The sequence below is a fragment of the uncultured Serinicoccus sp. genome (genome assembly GCF_947500995.1).
Taxonomy (GTDB): Bacteria; Actinomycetota; Actinomycetes; order Actinomycetales; family Dermatophilaceae; genus Ornithinicoccus.
The window spans coordinates 30,739-51,881 of record NZ_CANMUA010000011.1 but is presented as its reverse complement, the minus strand read 5'-3'; the positions used below and the strand labels follow the sequence as shown (position 1 = coordinate 51,881).

General features: G+C 73.3%; 15 protein-coding genes. 11 read left to right on the top strand and 4 right to left on the bottom strand.

From position 1 onward, the window contains the following. The first annotated feature begins 17 nt into the window (after positions 1-17). Both mshD and Q0967_RS15975 read left to right on the top strand, forming a co-directional pair. Positions 18-989 carry a mycothiol synthase gene (gene mshD / locus Q0967_RS15980; RefSeq protein ID WP_299451018.1) on the top strand — a complete coding sequence of 324 codons (972 nt, stop codon included), beginning with the start codon at positions 18-20 and terminating at the stop codon, positions 987-989. Then, the gene (locus Q0967_RS15975; protein WP_299451016.1) at positions 986-1,936 is read left to right on the top strand and encodes an NUDIX domain-containing protein; all 951 of its coding nucleotides are present in this window, start codon (positions 986-988) and stop codon (positions 1,934-1,936) included. The genes mshD and Q0967_RS15975 overlap by 4 nt, the downstream gene beginning before the upstream one ends. 389 nt (positions 1,937-2,325) lie before the next feature. On the opposite strand, the gene Q0967_RS15970 is transcribed toward Q0967_RS15975, so the two are convergent. The 3 genes from Q0967_RS15970 to treY are packed head-to-tail and all read right to left on the bottom strand — an operon-like array spanning position 2,326 to position 7,339. Further along, a complete protein-coding gene (locus Q0967_RS15970; protein ID WP_298890744.1) occupies positions 2,326-2,955 on the bottom strand; it encodes a hypothetical protein in 630 nt (209 codons plus the stop codon). Further along, positions 2,952-4,829 carry a malto-oligosyltrehalose trehalohydrolase gene (gene treZ, locus Q0967_RS15965; protein WP_298890742.1) on the bottom strand — a complete coding sequence of 626 codons (1,878 nt, stop codon included), beginning with the start codon at positions 4,827-4,829 and terminating at the stop codon, positions 2,952-2,954. The genes Q0967_RS15970 and treZ overlap by 4 nt, the downstream gene beginning before the upstream one ends. Further along, positions 4,826-7,339, bottom strand: coding sequence for a malto-oligosyltrehalose synthase (gene treY, locus Q0967_RS15960; protein WP_298890740.1), 2,514 nt, complete (start codon positions 7,337-7,339; stop codon positions 4,826-4,828). The genes treZ and treY overlap by 4 nt, the downstream gene beginning before the upstream one ends. A 178-nt stretch (positions 7,340-7,517) precedes the next feature. On the opposite strand from treY, the gene metH reads away from it, so the two are divergent. From metH to Q0967_RS15920, 8 genes are all read left to right on the top strand, one after another. Continuing rightward, the gene (gene metH, locus Q0967_RS15955) at positions 7,518-11,234 is read left to right on the top strand and encodes a methionine synthase (RefSeq protein WP_298890738.1); all 3,717 of its coding nucleotides are present in this window, start codon (positions 7,518-7,520) and stop codon (positions 11,232-11,234) included. A 186-nt stretch (positions 11,235-11,420) separates the two neighbouring features. Beyond that, positions 11,421-12,668, top strand: a complete 1,248-nt coding sequence (locus tag Q0967_RS15950) for a glycine betaine/L-proline ABC transporter ATP-binding protein (protein WP_298890736.1) — start codon at positions 11,421-11,423, stop codon at positions 12,666-12,668. Further along, positions 12,665-13,654, top strand: coding sequence for a proline/glycine betaine ABC transporter permease (locus tag Q0967_RS15945; protein ID WP_298890734.1), 990 nt, complete (start codon positions 12,665-12,667; stop codon positions 13,652-13,654). The genes Q0967_RS15950 and Q0967_RS15945 overlap by 4 nt, the downstream gene beginning before the upstream one ends. Before the next feature lie 67 nt (positions 13,655-13,721). Continuing rightward, positions 13,722-14,660, top strand: a complete 939-nt coding sequence (locus Q0967_RS15940) for a glycine betaine ABC transporter substrate-binding protein (RefSeq protein ID WP_298890859.1) — start codon at positions 13,722-13,724, stop codon at positions 14,658-14,660. Between the two features lie 128 nt (positions 14,661-14,788). Beyond that, positions 14,789-15,058, top strand: a complete 270-nt coding sequence (locus tag Q0967_RS15935) for a hypothetical protein (RefSeq protein WP_298890732.1) — start codon at positions 14,789-14,791, stop codon at positions 15,056-15,058. A 76-nt stretch (positions 15,059-15,134) separates the two neighbouring features. Then, complete coding sequence (locus tag Q0967_RS15930; protein WP_298890730.1) at positions 15,135-15,911, top strand: methylenetetrahydrofolate reductase; 777 nt, start codon at positions 15,135-15,137, stop codon at positions 15,909-15,911. A gap of 46 nt (positions 15,912-15,957) precedes the next feature. Then, positions 15,958-17,442, top strand: coding sequence for a hypothetical protein (locus Q0967_RS15925; protein ID WP_298890729.1), 1,485 nt, complete (start codon positions 15,958-15,960; stop codon positions 17,440-17,442). Next, on the top strand, positions 17,439-17,885 hold the full coding sequence (locus Q0967_RS15920) for an SRPBCC domain-containing protein (protein WP_298890727.1): 447 nt from the start codon (positions 17,439-17,441) through the stop codon (positions 17,883-17,885). The genes Q0967_RS15925 and Q0967_RS15920 overlap by 4 nt, the downstream gene beginning before the upstream one ends. 97 nt (positions 17,886-17,982) lie before the next feature. Here the strand turns inward: Q0967_RS15920 and Q0967_RS15915 are convergent, their stop codons facing one another. After that, positions 17,983-20,607 (bottom strand): RNA helicase, encoded by a 2,625-nt coding sequence (locus tag Q0967_RS15915; protein WP_298890725.1) that lies wholly within the window; start codon positions 20,605-20,607, stop codon positions 17,983-17,985. Positions 20,608-20,686: 79 nt separating this feature from the next. On the opposite strand from Q0967_RS15915, the gene Q0967_RS15910 reads away from it, so the two are divergent. After that, complete coding sequence (locus tag Q0967_RS15910) at positions 20,687-21,124, top strand: pilus assembly protein CpaE (RefSeq protein ID WP_299451008.1); 438 nt, start codon at positions 20,687-20,689, stop codon at positions 21,122-21,124. Positions 21,125-21,143 lie beyond the last annotated feature (19 nt).

The window sequence follows — 21,143 nt, the reverse complement described above, 5'->3', positions numbered from 1 at the left end:
GTGCCAGACTGACCCCCATGCCTGGAGATCGCCCCCAGCCCGACATCGACGAGCTCCCCGCACTGCCCGGCCGCGTGTCGGGCGACGTGCTGGCCCTGGCCGTGCGGGCCTCGGGCCACGACGGCGTCAGACCGCTGTCCGAGCAGACCGTGCTGCAGGCACGCCGGCTGCCGGAGAGCAGCGCCAGCCACGAGACGGGGGTGCACCTCGTGGTGCGGGACGGCGCGCAGGGGCCGGTCGTCGGCTACGGCCACGTCGACACCAGCGACCCGGAGGCACCGTCCGCCGAGCTCGTCGTCGACCCCGAGCACCGACGCCGCGGCGTCGGCGGGGCCCTCCTAGACCACGTGCTGCGGCGCTGGCCGCAGGTGCGGCTGTGGAGCCACGGGGACCTGCAGGACGCGCGCACGCTCTACGCCTCCCGCGGGCTGCGGGTCGTCCGCGAGCTCTGGCAGATGGCCCGGCCGCTGGCCGGCGAGTGGGCCGACCTGCCCGATCACGTGGAGCTGCCCGAGGGCTTCGCCGTGCGGGCCTACCGGGTCGGCGCCGACGACGAGGCCTGGCTCGCGATCAACGCGCGAGCCTTCGCCGACCACGCCGAGCAGGGCCGCACGACCCTGGCGGACCTGCAGGACCGCCAGCACGAGCCGTGGTTCGACCCCTCGGGCTTCCTCGTCGTGGAGGACACCACCGAGGTCGACCCCGACGGCCGCGCCCGGATGGCGGCCTTCCACTGGACCAAGGTCGAGACCGACCACCCCGAGACGGGCGAGGTCTACGTCGTCGGGGTGGACCCCGACTACCAGGGCCGGGGGCTCGGGACCGCGGTGACGCTGCTGGGGCTGCAGCACCTGCGCGCCTGCGGCGTGCAGGAGGCCACGCTCTACGTCGACGGGGACAACGCACCGGCGATCGCGACCTACCAGCGCCTCGGCTTCGAGCGCTCCGCGGTCGACGTCATGTATGCCGCGGGGGACGCGGAGGCATGAGCGGCGCCGGTCCGCCGGTCGTGCGCGCCGGCGGGGTGCTGCCGGTGCGTGTCCGCAAGGGAGGGCTGCAGGTCGCCCTCGTGCACCGGCCGCGCTACGACGACTGGTCCTGGCCCAAGGGCAAGCTGGAGCGCGGGGAGGACTACCCGGTCGCGGCCGTGCGCGAGACGTGGGAGGAGACCGGGCTGCGGGTGCGGCTGGGGGCCCCGCTGCCGGTCTCGCGCTACCGGTTGTCCGGTGGCTCCGACAAGCTCGTGCACTACTGGGTGGGCGAGGTCGTCGGCGGGAAGGGGGCCCTGGAGCACGAGGTCGACGAGGTGCGCTGGCTCTCGCCGGCGCTGGCCGGTCGCCGCCTGAGCTACGACCGGGACCGGGAGCAGCTGGCGGCCGTGGTCGACCTGCACGAGTCGCAGCGGCTCCCGACGTGGACCTTCCTCGTGGTGCGCCACGCCATGGCCGTCGCCCGGGGCGACTGGTCCGGCCCGGACCCGCTGCGGCCCCTCACCGGACCCGGGCGGCGCCGCTCGGCGCACCGGCTCGCGGACCTGCTGACGGCATACGGTCCGGAGCGGCTGCTCAGCAGCCCCTCGGTGCGCTGCACCGACACCCTCGCGCCGTTCGCGCGGTCGGCCGGGCTGGGCGTCACGACGAGGAAGGGGCTGTCGGAGGAGGGCTTCGAGAGCGACCCCCGCAAGCTGGGCAAGCACCTGGGGAGGGTGTTCGAGGGGGGCGTCTCGACCGCGCTGTGCACCCACGGTCCGCTGCTTCCCGACCTCGTGCGCGCGCTGCTCGAGCGGACCGCCGCGGGCATGGAGCGGTCCGAGGTGCGCGCCCTGCGGCGCCTCACGGAAGTGACGATGGACAAGGGCGAGGTCCTGGCCTGCACCATGACCGGCTCCGGGACGGCGGCCCAGGTCCTCGCGGCGACGAGGTACCGGCCCCGCTGAGCCGCCCCCGACCCGCCGGCCCTCGCGGTAGCGGGACGCCGGGCTCGCGGCAGACGGCGGAGCTGACCGGGGGGCCGGAGGGGGAGAGTGTGCGTGCCGGGCCGGGAGCGCCTCTCGGCGCGTGGCCGCTCGAAGCGGCGTGTGTTGGAGCCCGGGGCTGCCGCGGCCCGGCACGCGCAGACCACGGTACGCCTCTGCCCGAGGTTCCCCCAAACCTGCACCGGGAGGTGCGGAGGACGCCCCTCGGGTTCGTCACGACGTCTCGTGCCCGATCCCGCGTCCGGTGGTGCGCGACTGCAGCGGATAGGTCGCCGCCCGGGGCGATTCCACGACATACCCGGTGCAGTCGCGCCCTTGCGGGCCGGGGACTGCGCGCGGAATCCTCGCGGTCAGTGCAGGTCGCCCAGGCGCCAGAGGCCGGCGCAGGCGGCGAGGTCGTCGGCGGTGTCGCGCAGGCGCGCGGCCCGGGTCACCTGCTCGGACGGTATGCCGTCGTCCCCCGGGTCGGCGAGCCCCACCGCCATGACGTGGCAGAAGGCGCTGGCGCGCTCGAGGGCGATCGCGAGGTCGCCGGTGAAGACGCCCCCGAGGATCTGCTCGGTGAGGCGGCGCAGCGCGTCCGGGTCGGGGGGCTCGGCGACCCCGGCGATCGCGTGGTAGACCTCCGTGTGCCCGGACCCGGCGACGAACCGGCGCCCGACCTCCTCGGGCTGGCGCAGCACCCACTCGTGCAGCAGGTAGATCCGCCACAGGGCCCCGGGCAGGCTGCGGGCCGGCCGGTCCGACCACAGCTGGGCGACCGTGGCCAGCCCCACCTCACCGACCAGCCCCACCAGTCGGGAGGTCAGCTCGCTGTCCCGGGCCGACTCGGCGCGGCCCCGGCCGACCACCAGCTCGGCGCTGCGGTGGGCCGCCTCGGCGACCTCGAGCGGGTCGACCTGCTCGGAGGCGTCCTCGAGCCGGTCCGGCGGCCGCAGCGTGGGCCGGTGGAACCGGCGACGCGGCGCGTCCTCGCTCATCGCCGCACCACCACCACGCTGTCCGGGCCGAGCCGGAGCTCTCCGGCAGCCTCCTCGTCGTCCTGCGTGCCGCCCCGACCACCGTCCGGGCCGCCCACGACCCCCCGCAGCCGTTCGCCGACCTCGGCCGGGAAGGCCGCGACGAGGTCGGCCCTCACCGGTGCGCCGTCGTCACCGGCCGGCAGCGGCACGGGGATCTCGCCCTCACCGCCCAGCCGGGCCACGACCGCGACCCCGGGACGCACGACCGTGAGGACCTCCCCACCGGTGCCGTCCGGCTGCCGGGCCACCTCGCCGACGGTCCCGCGCACCTGCGGCGCGGTGTCCCGCCGCCAGTGCAGCAGGGCGCGGTAGAACGCCAGCACCTCGGCGTGCTCCCCCTCACCCACCTCGGACCAGCGCAGGGTCGAGGCCGCCACCGTCCCGGTGTCCTGCGGGTCGGGCACCTCCCCGGCCCAGCCGTGCTCGGCGAACTCCGCCTGCCGGCCCTCCCGGATCGACTGCGCGAGCCACTCCTCCTCGTGGTCGGTGAAGTACTGCCACGGCGTCGAGGCGCCCCACTCCTCGCCCATGAAGAGCATCGGCGTCCAGGGCGCGGTGAGCAGCAGTGCCGCCCCGACCGCGTGCCGACCGGCCGGTATGCCGTGGTGCAGCCGGTCCCCGACCGCCCGGTTGCCGACCTGGTCGTGGGTCTGCAGCGAGGCGACGAAGCGCCAGGGTTCGGTGACCTCGAGGTCGACCGGGCGCCCGTGCACCCGCCCCCGGAAGGTCGAGAGGGTGCCGTCGTGGAAGAAGGGCGTGCGACCCAGCACCTGGGGGACGGCCCCCGGGTCGGCGAAGTCGCCGTAGTAGCCCTGGGACTCCCCCGAGAGGAGGACGTGCAGCGCGTGGTGCACGTCGTCGGCCCACTGCCCGTGCAGCCCGAGACCTCCGGCACCACCCGGCCCGCGTCGCGAGACGGTCGCGGGGTCGTTGCGGTCGGACTCGGCGACCAGCGAGCGCGGCACCCCGGTGCGCGCGGTGAGGGCGTCGGCCAGCTCGGCGAGCTCCTCCAGGAGGTGCACGGCCCGCTCGTCGTGCAGCGCGTGCACGGCGTCGAGCCGGAGCCCGTCGAGGTGGTAGTCCTCCAGCCACATCCGGGCGTTGTCCAGCAGGTAGGCCCTGACCCCGTCGCTGCCCGGCCCGTCGAGGTTGACCGCCTCGCCCCAGGGGGTGTGGTGCCGGTCGGTGAAGTAGGGCCCGGTCTGCCGCAGGTAGTTGCCGCTGGGGCCCAGGTGGTTGTAGACGACGTCCAGCCACACGGCGAGCCCGGCGGCGTGGGCGGCGTCGACGAAACGGGCCAGCCCCTGCGGCCCGCCGTAGGCGTCGTGCACGGCATACAGCGCGACGCCGTCGTAGCCCCACCCGTGCCGACCGGGGAAGGCGGCCACGGGCATGAGCTCCACGACGCTCACCCCCAGCTCGACGAGGTGGCCGAGCCGCTCGGCGGCGGCGTCGAAGGTGCCCGCCTCGGTGAAGGTCCCCACGTGCAGCTCGTAGACGGCCGCGCGCTCCATGGGCACCCCGCCCCAGCCCTGGTCGGTCCAGGGGAAGGCGCCGGTGTCGACGAGCGCGCTGGCGGCGTGGACCCCGTCCGGCTGGTGCCGGGAGCGGGGGTCGGGCACCGGGTCGCCGTCGTCGACGGCGAAGGCGTAGCGCCCACCGTGCGCGGCGACGTCGGCGGTGACCGACCACCAGCCGTCTCCCGACGCGGTGCCGGCACCACCACTCGACCCGGACGCCGCCATGGGCACCCGCGTGCCCCCGTCGGCACCGAGCACCAGCTCGACCTGCTCGGCGTCGGGCGCCCACAGGCGCACCTGCTCCGCGCTCATCGGCCACCCTCCCGCAGGTCGGCGGCCCGCACCAGCAGCGCGACCGGGCCCTGGGCGAAGACGTCGGCCGCGAGCGGGCCGTCCGCGTCCTCGCCGACCGGGTGCTCCGCGCCGGTGAGCGCGTCGACCCAGAGGTCTGGCGGCAGGGGTATGCGCTGTCCCCCGAGACCGCCGGCCGCACCCAGCGCGCGGGGCGCCCGGATGGTGAGGGTCGCCGCCACCCCGCCACGCAGGAAGCCGAGCACGTGCTCGCCCGCGTCGACGGGGGCGTAGTCGGCCCCGGGGCCGTAGGCCTGCGGGAGCCAGGACCGCAGGCGCAGCACCCGCGAGGTCACCCAGAGCACCTCGTCGGACAGGTCGCCCGTCCACCCCGTGGCGTCCAGGCGCTGCAGCCGGTCGATGCGCTCGTCGTAGTCGACCGGCCGTCGGTTGTCGGGGTCGACGAGGGACAGGTCCACCACGCCGGAGCCCTGGTAGGTGTCCGGGATCCCGGGGAGGGTGAGCTGCAGGATCTTCTGCGCCAGCGTCAGGGTGCGGATCGTCGGCGCGTTGTCGCGGACGGCGGCCGCGATCGCCTCGGAGACCTCGCCCTTGCCCTCGCCCTCCCCCTCGCCGAGCATCTCGTGGGCGAGCGCGAGCACCCGGCCCTCGTAGTCCTCGTCCGGCTCGGTCCACGTCGAGCGCACCTTGGCCTCGCGCACCGCCTTGGTGAGGTAGGCGTCCAGCCGCTCGGTGTCGACCCGGCCGGCCCCCACCAGGGTCTGCCAGATCAGGTGTGCGGTCTCCCCGTCCACCCCGTGGCGGGCCGCGGCCTCGAGCGCGAGCCGGGAGACGGCCTGCCACGACTCGCCGTCGCCGGAGACGGCCAGGATCCGGGCGCGGACGTCCTCGCTGCGCTTGGTGTCGTGGGTGGACAGGGTGGTCATGCCGGCGGGCCAGTGCCCGGCCTGGTGGCGGGCCCAGGCGTGCAGGGTGGCCACGCCGTGCGCGGGGTCGAGACCGACGGCCGGGTCGGCGCCCACCTCGTTGAGCGCGACGAGGCGGTGCCAGCGGTAGAACGCGGTGTCCTCGATGCCCTTGGCCATGACCGGGCCGGTGGTCTGCTGGAAGCGCACGCACAGGTCGGCCGCGGCCGCGGGGTCGGTGGCGCACCCCTGCGGGTCGGCGAGGACGTCGGTGAGCGCGTCGATCTCCGCGCTTAGCTCGGGCCGGGCCGCGCGGGCGCGCTCCTGACCGTCCAGCAGGGGCTGGACCAGCGCCTCGTCGGCCTCGGTCGGGGCGGCCCCGGGCCGGACGTAGGCGCGGTAGACGTGCACCGAGACCAGCAGCTCGACCAGCGCGTCGCGCAGCCGGTCCTCGTCGTGCCGCGGCAGTGCCTGCACCGCCCGCCGCATGAGCCGGGCGACCTCGGGGCGCAGCAGCTCGGTGGCAGCGAGCCGCTTGCAGCGCTCGACCTCCACGTGCAGGTCGGGCTCACCCCCGGTCTGCGCCCACGTGGCGCTGACGACGTCGGTGGTCGTGGGGTCGACGAGGGCGGCGGACAGCGCCGCGTTGGCGTCGTAGCCGGTCGTGCCCGCGCAGGCCCACACCTCCGGCAGCCGCTCGTCCCCCTCGAGGATCTTCTCGACCCAGATCGGCGTGCCCTCCTGGACGGCGTCGTTGAGCATCCGCAGGTATGACGTGGGGTCGGCCAGCCCGTCCGGGTGGTCGATGCGGAAGCCGTCGACGACGCCGCGGCGGTGCAGGTCGAGGAGCAGCTCGTGGGTGTCGGCGAAGACGTCGGGCTGCTCGACCCGGACGCCGATGAGCCCGTCGACCTCGAAGAAGCGGCGGTAGTTCAGCACGTCGGCGGCGTCGAGCCAGGACGAGAGCAGCCAGCGCTGGGCGTCCAGCACGGAGCGCACCGCGGCTGCGGAGCCCGGGCCCTCGGGGTGCTCGTGCGCCAGCTGCTCGGTGCCCGGCGCGAGCGGCAGCACGTGCTCGAAGTAGCGGGCGACCGGCTGGCCGGCGGCCGGGCCCTCGTCGTCACGACCGGTGTCCAGGGTGATCTCGCCGCGGGCGAGCACCGCGTCGAGGTCCTCGCCGAGGACGGGAAGGCCGAACCGGCCACCGAGGTGGTCCCAGTCGACGTCGAACCAGGCGGCCCGCGCGGCGGTCGGCCCGTCGCGCAGCACCTCCCAGACCGGAAGGTTGCGCCACAGCGGGGCGACGAGCGCCATGTGGTTGGGGACGACGTCCACGACCACCCCCAGGCCCAGGTCGTGCGCGGCGTCGGCGAGCGCCTCGAGACCGGGCCGACCACCGATCTCGGGGTTGACCTCGGTGTGGTCCAGCACGTCATACCCGTGCTCGGAGCCCGGGACGGCCGTGAGCACCGGGGAGAGGTAGACGTGGCTGACCCCCAGCGCGTGCAGGTAGGGCAGCACCTGCCGGGCGTCGGCGCAGGTGAAGCCGGCGTGCAGCTGGAGGCGGTAGGTGGCGGTCAGGGGACGCGACGTGGAAGCTGTCATGACGTCCTCAGTGTCTCACCCGGCCGCGCGGGTGACCGCTCGTGCGGGCACCGCACGGTATGCGGTGCGTCGTCGGTCGGCCCGCACGTCCTGCGGCGCCGGGTGGTCGCCGTCGGCGAGCGGGGGTCCGTACGCCGGGAATGGGTGAGCCGGAGGGCCCGACCGTAGAATCTTCAGGGTGTCTGCCCTCCCCCGCCCCGACCTGCGCGCCCTCGCGCGCGAGCGCATCCTCGTGCTGGACGGTGGCTACGGCACGCTGCTGCAGCAGCAGGGCCTGGAGGAGGAGGACTTCCACGGGCCGGCGCAGGACCCCGCGTGGGAGCCGCTGCGCGAGGTCACCCTCCGGGGCAACTTCGACCTGCTGGCGCTGACCCGGCCCGACGTCCTCGCCCAGGTGCACCGGTCCTACCTCGAGGCGGGTGCCGACCTGCTGACGACCAACACCTTCACCTCGACCACCATCGCGCAGGCCGACTACGACGCGGGCCACCTCGCGCACGCGATGAACGTCGCCTCCGCCCGGGTCGCCCGCGCGGTCGCCGACGAGGTGGAGGCCGAGACCGGCCAGCCCCGGTGGGTGGTCGGGACGCTCGGCCCGACCAACCGGACCGCCTCCCTGTCCCCCGACGTGGAACGCCCCGAGTTCCGGGCGATCACGTACGACCAGCTGCGCGAGGCCTACGCCGAGCAGGTCGACGGGTTGCTCGAGGGCGGCGCGGACGTGCTCATGGTCGAGACGGTCTTCGACACCCTCAACGCCAAGGCGGCCCTGCACGCGGTGGGTGACGTGCTCGACGCCCGGGAGTCGGTGGGTCACGCCCGGGTCCCGGTCATGCTGTCCGGCACCATCACCGACGCCTCCGGGCGCACCCTGTCCGGCCAGACCCCGGAGGCCTTCGCGGTCTCCACCGAGCACGTCGACCTGGCCTCGGTCGGCCTCAACTGCGCTCTCGGCGCGGAGGAGATGCGCCCGCACCTGCGCGAGCTCGGGGGCGCGAGCGTGGCCCTGACCTCGGTGCACCCCAACGCCGGGCTGCCGAACGCCTTCGGGGGCTACGACGACACCCCGCAGGAGATGGCCGAGGTCCTCGGCGACATGGCCCGGGAGGGCCTGGTCAACATCGTCGGCGGCTGCTGCGGCACCACGCCCGAGCACATCCGGGCCATCGCCGAGGCGGTCGACGGGGTCGAGCCGCGCCGCGCGCCCGAGCCCACGGCATACCTGCGGACCTCCGGGCTGGAGGCGTTCACCCTCACCCCGGACGTGAACTTCGTCAACGTCGGCGAGCGGACCAACCTCACCGGCAGCCCGAAGTTCGCGAGGGCCGTCCGGGAGGGCGACTGGGACGCCGCCGTCGCCATCGCCCGGCAGCAGGTCGAGGCCGGCGCCCAGATCGTCGACGTCAACGTCGACGAGGGCATGCTCGACGGGCCGGAGACGATGACCCACTTCCTCAACCTGCTGGCCGGGGAGCCGGACGTCGCCCGGGTGCCGGTGATGATCGACTCCTCGCGCTGGGAGGTGCTGGAGGCCGGGCTGCGGTGCATCCAGGGCAAGGGCGTCGTCAACAGCCTCTCGCTCAAGGACGGCGAGGCCGAGTTCCTGCGCCGGGCGGCCGTGGTGCGGCGCTACGGCGCGGCCGTCGTCGTCATGGCCTTCGACGAGACCGGTCAGGCCGACACCTACCAGCGCCGCATCGAGGTCTGCCGCCGCGCCTACGACCTGCTGACGACACCCAGCGCGGCGCTGGCCGACCCCTTCCCGGCGCACGACGTCATCTTCGACCCCAACATCCTCACCGTCGCCACCGGCATGAGCGAGCACGACCGCTACGCCCTGGACTTCATCGAGGCGACCCGGTGGATCAAGGAGAACCTGCCCGGCGCCCTGGTCTCCGGGGGCGTCTCCAACGTGTCGTTCTCCTTCCGGGGCAACAACGTCGTCCGCGAGGCCATGCACTCGGTCTTCCTCTTCCACGCCATCGGGGCCGGGCTCGACATGGGCATCGTCAACGCCGGGATGCTGGGGGTCTACGCCGACCTCGACCCCGAGCTGCGGGACGTGGTGGAGGATGTCGTCCTCGCCCGCCGCGAGGACGCCACCGAGCGGCTCATCGAGCTGGCCGAGCGGATCAAGGCCGAGAGCGAGGGGGCCGCGCCGGGTGAGCGCTCGGCCGCCGCCGCGGCCAAGCTGGCGTGGCGCGACGCGCCGGTCGCCGAGCGACTGCGGCACGCGCTCGTGCAGGGCGTCGACACGTATGCCGTGGAGGACGCCGAGGAGGCCTACCAAGAGCTCGGCAGCGCGCTCGCGGTCATCGAGGGCCCGCTCATGGCCGGGATGGACGTCGTCGGCGACCTCTTCGGCGCCGGCAAGATGTTCCTCCCGCAGGTGGTGAAGTCGGCCCGGGTGATGAAGAAGGCGGTGGCCCACCTCACCCCCTACCTCGAGGCGGCGGCCGCGGAGACCGGTGGGCACAGCAAGGGCCGGGTCGTCATGGCCACGGTCAAGGGCGACGTGCACGACATCGGCAAGAACATCGTCGGCGTGGTGCTGGGGTGCAACGGCTACGAGGTCACCGACCTCGGGGTCATGGTCCCCGCGGAGAAGATCCTGGCCACCGCCGACGAGCTCGGCGCCGAGGTCATCGGGGTCTCCGGGCTCATCACGCCCAGCCTGGACGAGATGGTCTCGCTGGCCACCGAGATGCAGCGCCGCGGCCTCACCACCCCGTTGCTCATCGGGGGGGCCACGACCTCCCCCGCCCACACCGCGGTGAAGATCGACCCGGCCTACGAGGGGACGGTCGTGCACGTCGTCGACGCCTCCCGGGCGGTGGGGGTCGTCGCGGACGCCATCCACCACGAGGAGAAGCTGCGCGACCGGGTGGCCGGGTCCTACGCCGAGCTGCGCGAGCGGCACGGCGCCAAGGACGTGCGGCTGGTGCCGCTGGAGGAGGCCCGGGCCAGCACCCGGGCGGTGGCCGACCCGGTGCCGGTGGCCCCTCGGCTGCTCGGCACCCGGGTGGTCGAGCCGACGCTGGCCGAGCTGGTGGAGATCGTGGACTGGACGCCGTTCTTCACCGCCTGGGAGCTGCGCGGGTCCTACCCCCGCATCCTCGAGGACCCCAAGGTCGGCGCGCAGGCCCGGGCGACCTGGGAGGACGGGCAGCGCTGGCTGGACCGGGTCCTCGACGAGGGCCTGTTCACCCCCCGGGGCGTCGTCGGTCTGTGGCCCGCCCGGCGGTCCGCCGACGGCGACGACATCGTGCTCGACACAGGACCAGGCGCGGCGGGGAGCTCGACGGTGGTGCTGCATACCCTCCGGCAGCAGAAGGAGCGGCGCCAGGGCGGGTATGCCGCGCTCGCCGACTTCGTGGCGCCCGTGGGCGACCACGTGGGGGCGTTCGCGGTGTCGATCCACGGGGCGGACACGCTCGCGGCGCGGCTGCGCGAGCAGGAGCACGACGACTACGGCGCGATCATGGTGCAGGTCCTGGCCGACCGGCTCGCCGAGGCGTTCGCCGAGTGGGTGCACCGGGAGGTGCGCACCGAGCTGTGGGGCTACGCACCCGACGAGGACCTCGCGCCGCACGACCTCATCAAGGAGCGCTACGACGGCATCCGCCCCGCACCGGGCTACCCCGCCCAGCCGGACCACACCGAGAAGTTCACCCTGTGGTCGCTGCTGGACGCGCAAGAGCAGGCCGGGATGACGCTGACCGAGCACGGGGCGATGAGCCCGAACAGCGCGGTCTCCGGGCTCATCGTGGGCCACCCGGAGTCGCGCTACTTCTCCGTCGGGCGGATCGGCAGCGACCAGGTCGAGGACTACGCACGGCGCAAGGGCTGGGACGTCGTCACCGCGGAGCGCTGGCTGGGACCGCTGCTCCACTGAGCGGTCGGACAGGCTGTTCACGGCGGCGCCTTGTACCTCATTCCCGCTCCGCGCGCATCGTGACCTGACCGTTGTCTACGTAACGTTCCTGTCACGAAGCGGCGCTGAACCCCCTCTGGACCTGCGGTGGAGGATCTGACGTTGCTACTTTCTTGGGACCCGTGTGCCCCCGATCACAGGAGTCCCGTGGCCTCCATCTCCGCCGAGAAGCTCTACAAGGTCTTCGGCCGCCGCCCGCAACGCGGCGTCGACGCCCTCGAGAGCGGCGCCACCCGCGCCGACCTGCGTCAGCAGGGGTTGACCCCTGCCGTCATCGACGCCTCCTTCGACGTCAAGGAGGGGGAGATCTTCGTCGTCATGGGCCTGTCCGGCTCGGGCAAGTCCACCCTCATCCGCATGGTCAACGGGCTGCTCGAGCCGACCGCTGGCACGGTGTCGATCGACGGCGACGACATCACCCGGCTCACCGGCGAGAAGCTGCGCCGGGTCCGCCGCGACAAGGTCAGCATGGTCTTCCAGCACTTCGCGCTGCTGCCCCACCGCACGGTCGGGGAGAACGCCGCCTACGCCCTGGAGATCAGCGGGGTCAGCCGGTCCGAGCGCGAGAAGAAGGCCGACCGGGCGCTGGACATGGTCGGCCTCGGCGGCTGGGGCGGGTCGCTGCCCGGCGAGCTCTCCGGCGGGATGCGCCAGCGCGTCGGGCTGGCCCGGGCGCTGGCCTCCGGCACCGACATCATGCTCATGGACGAGGCCTTCAGCGCCCTGGACCCGCTCATCCGGCGGGACATGCAGGACCAGCTCATCGAGCTGCAGCACGAGCTGGGCAAGACGATCCTGTTCATCACCCACGACCTCAACGAGGCCATGCGTCTCGGCGACCGGATCGCGATGATGCGTGACGGACGCATCGAGCAGATCGGCAGCGCCGAGGAGATCCTCAACAACCCGGTGAACAACTACGTCGCGGAGTTCGTCCAGGACGTCGACCGCACCCGGGTGCTCACGGCCGCCAACATCATGGAGCCGCCGGTGGCCGTCCTCGGGACCGAGCAGGGTCCGCAGACCGCGCACAAGCTCATGCGCGAGCACCAGACCACGATCCTTCCCGTGGTCCGCCGGGACCGCACGCTGGCGGGCCTCGTCCGCGAACGCGACGTGGCGACCGCCGTCCGGGACGGCGGGGAGTTGCGGGTGGTGCCTGCCGAGCAGGTCGGCGTCGTCCGTGCCGGGGACCACCTGGTCGACCTCTTCGGGCACGCCACCGAGCACGCCCTCCTGATCGTGCTGGACGAGCAGGACAAGGTCGCGGGCGTCATCCCTCGCGTCACCCTGCTCGCCGCGCTGCGCTCCAGCCCGCCCGCGGCGGACGAGGACGGCGGCCAGCCGGCCACGACCCCCGACGCCCAGCTGCAGCCGACCGGAGGTGTCGCATGAACGAGAACGACTCGATCGTCCCCCGGATCCCCGTCGGCGAGTGGGGGGACAGTGTGCTCGAGTGGATCAACGACAACTTCGAGTGGCTGCTCGACTTCGTGTCGACCGTCCTGGACTTCCTGGTCACCACGCTGACCGACGCCCTGGTGACCGTGCCGGCCCTGATCCTGGTCGTGGTGTTCGCCCTGCTCGGGATGCTGGTCCGTTCGTGGGAGCTGGCCCTCGGCACGGTCATCACCTTCCTGCTCGTCATCGCGATGGACCAGTGGGTGACCGCGATGCAGACCCTCGCGCTTGTCCTCATCGCCACGTTGGTGGCGATCCTCATCGCCGTCCCGATCGGCATCCTCGCCGCGCGCAACGACCAGGTCAGCGCCGTCGTCCGGCCGGTGCTGGACTTCATGCAGACGATGCCGGCCTTCGTCTACCTCATCCCGGCCGTGGTGTTCTTCGGCATCGGCGTGGTGCCCGGCATCTTCGCCACGGTCATCTTCGCCCTCCCTCCGGGGGTCCGGCTCACCGAGCTCGGCATCCGCGGGGTGGACTCGGAGACCGTCGAGGCGGGCCAGGCCTTCGGCGCCACCCCGGGCCAGATCCTGCGCGGGATCCAGCTTCCCCTGGCCACGCCGACCATCATGGCCGGCGTCAACCAGGTCATCATGCTGTCGCTGTCCATGGCCGTCATCGCCGGCATCGCCGGAGCCGACGGGCTGGGCAAGGAGGTCGTGGCCTCCATCTCGACGCTCAACGGGCCGCAGGGCATCGAGGCGGGCCTGTCCGTGGTCATCATCGCCATCTACCTCGACCGGGTGACCGCCGCGCTGGGCCGACCCGGCGACTACCCGCACTCGGGGCTGAGCATGCTCCGCCGCCGGTCCAACGGCGGCGGCGACGCCTCGGACAGCGACACGGCGCAGGACGAGGCCGACGAGCGGGTCGAGGGCGGCGCCGACAAGGGTCGCGGACTCGCTCAGGTCGGGCCGTGACATCGACCGAACCGAACGGAGCGCCTGACGGGCGCTCGCACCATACGAAGGGAAACCACCAGAAATGATGCTTCGACGCAACCGCACGATGACCCTGGCCGGGGCCGCCCTGGCCACCAGCCTGACCCTCGCCGCCTGCGGCGGTGGGGACTCCGGCGGCGACACCGGTGACGGTGACTCGGGTGAGCCGGCGGCCGGTGGTGCCGAGGGCACCATCACCATGGGCTTCATCCCGTCCTGGACGGACGGGCTGTCCACCGCCTACCTCCTGGAGGACCAGCTCACCAAGCTCGGCTACGAGGTCGAGATGGAGGAGCTCACCGAGGCCGCCCTGCTCTACACCGGGCTGGCCGAGGGCGACGTCGACATGTACCCCTCGGCGTGGCCCGAGGTGACCCACGCCCAGTACATGGAGGAGTACGGCGACCGCATCGAGGACCTCGGCGCCTACTACGACAACGCGAAGCTGACCTTCGCGGTGCCGACCTACACCGAGATCGAGTCCATCTCCGAGCTCACCGGCAATGCCGACATGTTCAACGGGCAGATCATCGGGATCGAGCCGGGCGCGGGTCTCACCGCCGCCACGCAGGACTCGGTCATGCCGACCTACGAGCTGGAGGGCGACTACGAGCTGGTCACCTCCTCGACCTCCGCCATGCTCACCGAGCTGGAGAGCGCCATCGACGCCGAGGAGGACATCGTCGTCACGCTGTGGCAGCCCTTCTGGGCCAACAGCGCCTTCGACATCAAGACCCTCGAGGACCCGGAGGGGGCGCTCGGCGAGGCCGAGGCGCTGCACTTCCTCGGCACGCAGGGCTTCGCCGAGGAGTTCCCGGAGGCCGCCGAGCTCATCGCCGGCATCCAGCTGGACGACGAGGAGTACGGCGCGCTCGAGGACATGGTCGTCAACGAGTACGGCGAGGGCCAGGAGACCGAGGCCATCGACGCCTTCCTGGAGGAGTACCCCGACGCCTTCGACACCATGGTCACCGAAGAGGGCTGAGCCCCACCGCACGATCCGAGGGCCCCGCGGCGCACCTGCCGCGGGGCCCTCGGTCTGTCGAGAAGGCGTCGTCCACAGATGGATGCTCAGCCTGTCCGCGCCTCGCGGCACGGCGTAGGGTGGCGGTCATGACGGCGATGAACATCGAACGCAAGGTGCGCCAGCTCGACAACGACGTCTCCGAGATCTACACCATGCTCTTCGACATCCAGGGCACGCAGAAGCGGCACACCCACCGCCTCGACGAGCTCGGGACCGACATCGCCGACCTCGGTACCAAGATGGATGCCGTGCAGACACGCCTGACCGGGGTCGAGACCACCATGGATGCCGTGGAGACACGGCTGACCGGGGTCGAGACCAAGATCGACGAGGTGCTGGACATCCTGCGGAGCTGATCCCCGGCCGCCGTAGGTGGTGCGGCGTCGGCGGCGATTTCCCGACCCGCACGACCGCTTGGAAGACTGGGCCACCATGTCCACCACGTCCCGCATCTCCGTCGAGCTCGTCCCGCGCAGCGCCGAGTCGGTCCGCGGCGAGATGCTGCAGGTCCGTGAGCACCTCACGACCGTGGACACGGTCAACATCCCCGACCTGGTGAAGTTCGACCTGCGCAGCTGGGCGGCAACCCAGGTCGCCCGGGAGTCGACCACCCGGGGCGACGGCACGGCATACCGGACGATCCCGCACATCCGGGCCGCGGACGTGGACCCCGACGCCGAGCTCCCCATGGCGCAGGAGGCGCGGCGCACCGGTGAGCTGCTCGTGGTGTCCGGCGACGACGCCGACTACTTCCACTCCGCGACCTACCCGGTGGACGCCGTCGACGTCATCCGGCGGCTGCGCAGCGAGCTGCCCGGGGTGACGATCTACGCCGGCCTGGACCCCTACCGGCAGGCGATGACCACCGAGATGCGCTACCTCGACCGCAAGCTCGCGGCCGGCGCCAGCGGCATCTTCACCCAGCCGTTCTTCGACGTGCACCTCATGGCGGCGTGGGCCTCGGTCCTTCCCTCCGACCTGCCCGTGTGGTGGGGCGCGACGTCGGTGACGACGGACGGGGCGATGGGCTACTGGCGCCGCCGCAACCGGGTGGTCTTCCCCCGTGGCTTCGACACCTCGATCGGCTGGCAGCGCGACTTCGCCCGGCGCGTCGTCGACTTCGCCCGCGACCGCGGCCACCACGCCTACCTCATGCCGGTGCGCGCCCCGCTGCTGGACTACCTCGGCGGTGTCCTGGACGAGGCCTGACCTGCGGCGGCCCGGGTCTGTCGTACCCCGCTGCGAGAGTGCCCGGATGACGACGAGGTGGGGGACACGCTCCGGTGACCCGCTCGCCGCCGACGCCCGGCTCGGGGAGCCCACCCGGCCGGTCGCCGGGGAGGGCGACGGGAGGGTCCGCCGCGCGGTCGTCCTCATCCACGGGATCGGCGAGCAGGAGCCGACGGGCACCCTGCGGGGTTTCCTCGACGGTCTGGGCGTGGGCCGCGCGGCCTGGAGCAAGCCGGACCGGCTCAGCGACAACCTCGAGCTGCGCCGCATGGCCCTCTACGGGCGCTCCTCCCGCCGCGCCCCGACCGACCTCTACGAGCTCTACTGGGCCCACCACGCGCCGACGTCGAGCGCGCCTCAGGTCCTGGCCTGGCTGGGCCGGCTGCTGCGCCGACGGTCCGGGTGGGCCGGCGGCCCCGCCGCCCCCGCTCTCAACGTGCTGACCCTCGGGCTGCTGCTCACGGTCGCGGTGGCGGCGCTCATCGCCGTCGTCATGGTCTCCCGCGAGGGGGTGCGGGCCTGGCTCACCCAGCCGCCCTTCTGGGTGGCCGCCGGGCTGGCCGGGGCGCAGGCGGCGGTGCGTCCGTTGCTCACCCGGCGCCTGGCGGACGCCGAGCGCTACCTCACGCCCGACCCGTCGGGGGTCGCCGCCCGCACCGACATCCGCACCGAGGGGCTGGAGCTCATGCGGCGGCTGCACACCTCCGGCGTCTACGACGAGATCGCCGTGGTGGGCCACTCCCTCGGCTCGGTCATCGGCTACGACATCCTGCGGCTCTTCTGGGACGAGGCACGTCACCCCACCTTCGAGAAGGCCGGCCCGCAGCCGGAGGCCGAGCGCCTGGTGCACGACTACAGCGACCCGCTGGGCCTGGAGGCCGGGGAGGTCGAGGTGTTCCAGCACGTGCAGCGCCGGCTCTGGCGGGAGTGCCGGGAGCGCGGCGTGCCCTGGCTCGTCACCGACTTCCTCACCCTGGGGTCGCCGCTGGCGCACGGCCGCCTCCTGCTCGACACCCGGGCCTCCTCGCTGCAGCGCCGGCAGGACGACCTCGAGCTGCCCATGTGCCCGCCGATGCCCTCGCTGGCCCCGTCCGCGGACGCCGACGAGCGCTCGGCGTCCTTCTACCCCGCGGTGCTGCGTCGGGGCGACCTCGAGCGGACGGTCCTCGTCGGCAACCACGGCGCCCCCTTCGGGCCGACCCGGTGGACCAACCTCTACTTCCCGGCGCGGTGGCTCGCGTTCGGCGACCCGGTGGGCGGGCCGCTGCGCGGGGTCCTGGGCACCGGCATCCGCGACGTGGCGGTGCACCACACGGGTCGGCACCACCCCTGGTGGCACCGCCTGCTGCCGCTGCACGACCACCTGCGCTACTGGGACCCGCTGCCGGGTGACGGCCGGCGCCGGGCCACTACGGTGGAGTGCGTGCCGACGATCCGGGCCGTCCTGGGCCTGGAGCCGGAGCCCGGCACCGACCAGGACCTGACCGGTGACCGAGGAGACGACCGATGACGCAGCCGCGCAGCTACCCCGGCCCCAGGATCGTCGTCGCGCAGGACGTCGACGCCGACCCGCAGACCCTGTATGCCGCGTGGACGGACCCGCAGGTCCTCGCCACCTGGTGGTGGCCCGGTCTGCCGGACACCCGGCACACCGTGGACGCGACCGAGGGCGGTCGCTTCGCGGTCAGCTCGCAGGTCGCCTCGCTCGGTGCCGCGGGGCACTTCACCCGGCTGGAGCCGCCCTCGCTGGTCCAGCTGGCGTGGCGGTGGGAGACCGGGGAGGGTCAGGCCGAGGACGACCTGGTGACGATCACGCTCACCGGGCACTCGCACGGCACCCTCGTCGTGCTGACCCACGAGATCGCCCAGGCCGACGCGGACACCTCCATGCGCGACGGCTGGATCGGTGCGCTCACCGCCCTGGCGGCGACGGTCGGCCGGCCGTCGCACTGAGCCATCCGTCGGGTTGCGCGACCCGTCACGTTGAGCCGCCCGTCACGTTGAGCCGCCTCCCGCGGCGCGGGCGACGCCGGCGAGTTCGGCGCGCTCCTCAGAGCCGGCGGAAGCTCGTCGCCAGCAGGACCGGCTCGCCGACGGCATCGCTGGCGTCCAGGTCGCACTCGGCCTCGATCACCCAGTCCAGGTCGCCGTCGGGGTCGGTGACGGTCTGGGTCACCCGCCAGACCCGCTGGGCGGTGCCGTCGCCGATCCGCGCCTGGGCCGGTGGCACCGGCTCGACCCGCAGGTGCTGGGGGCCGCGGGCGTCGGCGTCGAGGACCACCTGGTCGTGCTCGTCGTAGAACGCCCCGACCCCTTCGTCCCAGTCCTGCCGCGTGAGGAGCGGCTCGATCGCCGGCTCGGGCAGGGCCGCCACCTGGGCCTCGAGGTCGCCCAGCGCCTCCCAGGCGTCGTCGGCGACCAGCTCCACCCGACGCCACATGGCGTTGCGCACCATGACCCGGAAGGCGCGCTCGTTGCCGGTGATGGGCCGCGCCGGGGGCGGCGGCGCCCCGGCGGCGGCCTGCCGGGCCGCCTCCGCGACCCGGTCCGGGTCGGTCAGCGCCTCCCACTCCTCCAGCAGCGAGGAGTCGGTCTGCCGGATCGTCTCACCGAGCCAGTGGACGAGGTCGTGCAGCTGCTCGGTGTAGGCCGACTCCGGGACCGTCTGGCGCAGCGTGCGGTAGGCATCGGTCAGGTAGCGCAGCACCACGCCCTCGGAGCGGGCGAGCTGGTAGTAGCCGACGAACTCGGTGAAGCTCATCGCCCGCTCCCACATGTCCCGGACCACCGCCTTGGGCGACAGCGCGTCCTCGCGCACCCAGGGGTGGGACTGTCGGTAGGTCGACAGCGTGGCCTGCAGCAGCTCGGCCAGCGGCTGCGGCCAGCTGACCTCCTCCAGCTGGGCCATCCGCTCGTCGTAGTCCACCCCGTCGGCCTTCATCCGCGCCACCGCCTCCCCGCGGGCCCGGTAGCGCTGGGCGAGCAGGACGGGCATGGGGTCGTCGAGCACCGCCTCGACGACCGAGACCACGTCGAGCGGGTAGGTGGGGGCCTCCGGGTCGAAGAGGTCCAGCGCGGCCAGCGCGAACGGCGCGAGCGGCTGGTTGAGGGCGAAGTTCTCCGCCACGCCCGGCCCGAGGTCGATGGTGCGGCCCCCGTCGCCCGGGGGGTCCAGGCGCACCAGCACCTCCGTGTCCAGCAGGGAGCGTCCCAGGCTCACCGCCTGCCGGGCCAGCCGGTTCTGTGCCGCCGGGGTCTCGTGGTTGTCCCGCAGGAGCCGGGTCAGGTGGGTGACCGGGTCTCCGCGGCGGGCGACCGTGTTGAGGATGACCGCGTGGTCGACCCTCAGTTTCGACTGCAACGACTCCGGCTCGGCGCCGACGAGCTTGGCGTAGGTCTGCTCGCTCCAGGAGACGAAGCCCTCGGGCGGCTTCTTGCGCTGCACGCGTCTCTGCTTCTTCGGGTCGTCCCCGGCCTTGGTCAGCGCGCGCGCGTTCTCGATCGTGTGCTCGGGGGCCTGCACCACGACATACCCCGAGGTGTCGAAACCGGGGCGCCCGGCTCGACCGGCGATCTGGTGGAACTCCCGGACACGCAGGACCCGCTGCCGGGAGCCGTCGAACTTGGCGAGCCCGGTGAAGAGGACGGTGCGGATGGGCACGTTGATGCCGACCCCGAGGGTGTCGGTGCCGCAGATGACCTTGAGCAGCCCGTCCTGGGCGAGCTGCTCCACGAGCCGGCGGTAGCGCGGCAGCATCCCGGCGTGGTGCACCCCGATGCCGTGCCGGACGAGCTGGGACAGGGTGCGTCCGAAGCCCGCGGTGAACCGGAACGCGCCGATCCGGGTGCGGATCGCCTCCTTCTCGGCCGCGTCGACGAGCTTGGGCACCGACAGCAGCGACTGCGCGCGCTCCAACGCCTCCCGCTGGGTGAAGTGGACGACGTAGATCGGCGCCTGGCGCTCCTCCAGCAGCTCGGTGATCGTGTCCGGCAGCGGGGTCATGGCGAGGGACTCCGCGAAGTGCAGCGGGACCGGCCGCTCGGCGCCGGCGACGAGGGCGGTATGCCGTCCGGTGCGCCGGGTGAGGTCCTCGCTGAACCGGCTCGTGTCGCCCAACGTGGCCGACATGAGGACGAACTGCGCCTGCGGCAGCGTGAGCAGCGGCACCTGCCAGGCCCAGCCGCGCTGGCCGTCGCCGTAGTAGTGGAACTCGTCCATGACGACGACCCCGATGTCGGCGCCCTCCCCCTCGCGCAGGGCGATGTTGGCCAGCACCTCGGCGGTGCAGACGACGATCGGGGCGTCGGCGTTGACGGCTGCGTCGCCGGTGAGCATGCCGACGTTCTCCGCGCCGAAGGTCCGGCAGGCGTCGAAGAACTTCTCGCTGACCAGGGCCTTGATCGGCGCGGTGAGGAAGGCGACCTCGTCGCGGGCCAGCGCGAGGAAGCAGGCCGCCGTCGCGACGAGCGACTTGCCGCTGCCGGTCGGTGTGGCGAGGACGACGTTGCTGCCCTCGAGCAGGTGCAGCAGCGCCTCCTCCTGGTGGGGGTAGAGCGTCGTGCCGCGGTCGGCCGCCCAGGCGGCGAAGGTGTCGAAGATCGTGTCGGCGTCGGGGGTGCCGCCACCCTCTCCCGTGGACGGGAGCCGGTCGGTCAGGGTCTGGTCGGTGGCCATCTCCTCCATTGTCGGTGATGGGCGCCCGAGGGCCCGCCTCGCCGCGCGTCGCCCCGGTGGCGTGGGGCACGATGGGCAGATGCTCAGCGTCGATCTCGCCCGCCGGCTGCACGAGGCCGGCCTCATCTGGTCGCCCCTCGCCGGGGACCGCTTCGTCGTGGACCGCTCCGGGATGACGCACGACGTCTTCTACCTCGCCGACATGACCGTGGAGGTGCACGAGTTCGTGGGCGGCTCGGTGATCGGCTTCAACGGGGTCGCCGAGTGGGCCCTGGACTCGGTGGCGCTGGACGACACCACCTGGCTCCCCCGGGAGGACCAGCTGCGGGCGGTGCTGGGTCACGACTTCGTCGGGCTGGGGCTGCGCCGCAGCGACGACGAGGGCAACGACGACCACGGGGGGATCGAGTATGCCGTGGTCGCGCTGGTCGAGGGCTCGCCCACGACCTTCGCCCACCGGGACGCCGAGGAAGCCTACGGGCTGGCCACCCTGGCGGTGCTGGGCACGCGGCACTGAGACCGTGGACGTGGTCGTC

Coding starts and splice junctions, on each gene's coding strand:
- Q0967_RS15975 (WP_299451016.1), top strand. CDS start 986: ATGAGCGGCGCCGGTCCGCCGGTCGTGCGCGCCGGCGGGGTGCTGCCG.
- treY (WP_298890740.1), bottom strand. CDS start 7,339: ATGACAGCTTCCACGTCGCGTCCCCTGACCGCCACCTACCGCCTCCAG.
- treZ (WP_298890742.1), bottom strand. CDS start 4,829: ATGAGCGCGGAGCAGGTGCGCCTGTGGGCGCCCGACGCCGAGCAGGTC.
- Q0967_RS15915 (WP_298890725.1), bottom strand. CDS start 20,607: ATGGCCACCGACCAGACCCTGACCGACCGGCTCCCGTCCACGGGAGAG.
- Q0967_RS15935 (WP_298890732.1), top strand. CDS start 14,789: ATGACGGCGATGAACATCGAACGCAAGGTGCGCCAGCTCGACAACGAC.
- Q0967_RS15925 (WP_298890729.1), top strand. CDS start 15,958: ATGACGACGAGGTGGGGGACACGCTCCGGTGACCCGCTCGCCGCCGAC.
- Q0967_RS15910 (WP_299451008.1), top strand. CDS start 20,687: ATGCTCAGCGTCGATCTCGCCCGCCGGCTGCACGAGGCCGGCCTCATC.
- Q0967_RS15940 (WP_298890859.1), top strand. CDS start 13,722: ATGCTTCGACGCAACCGCACGATGACCCTGGCCGGGGCCGCCCTGGCC.
- Q0967_RS15945 (WP_298890734.1), top strand. CDS start 12,665: ATGAACGAGAACGACTCGATCGTCCCCCGGATCCCCGTCGGCGAGTGG.
- Q0967_RS15930 (WP_298890730.1), top strand. CDS start 15,135: ATGTCCACCACGTCCCGCATCTCCGTCGAGCTCGTCCCGCGCAGCGCC.
- Q0967_RS15920 (WP_298890727.1), top strand. CDS start 17,439: ATGACGCAGCCGCGCAGCTACCCCGGCCCCAGGATCGTCGTCGCGCAG.
- Q0967_RS15970 (WP_298890744.1), bottom strand. CDS start 2,955: ATGAGCGAGGACGCGCCGCGTCGCCGGTTCCACCGGCCCACGCTGCGG.
- mshD (WP_299451018.1), top strand. CDS start 18: ATGCCTGGAGATCGCCCCCAGCCCGACATCGACGAGCTCCCCGCACTG.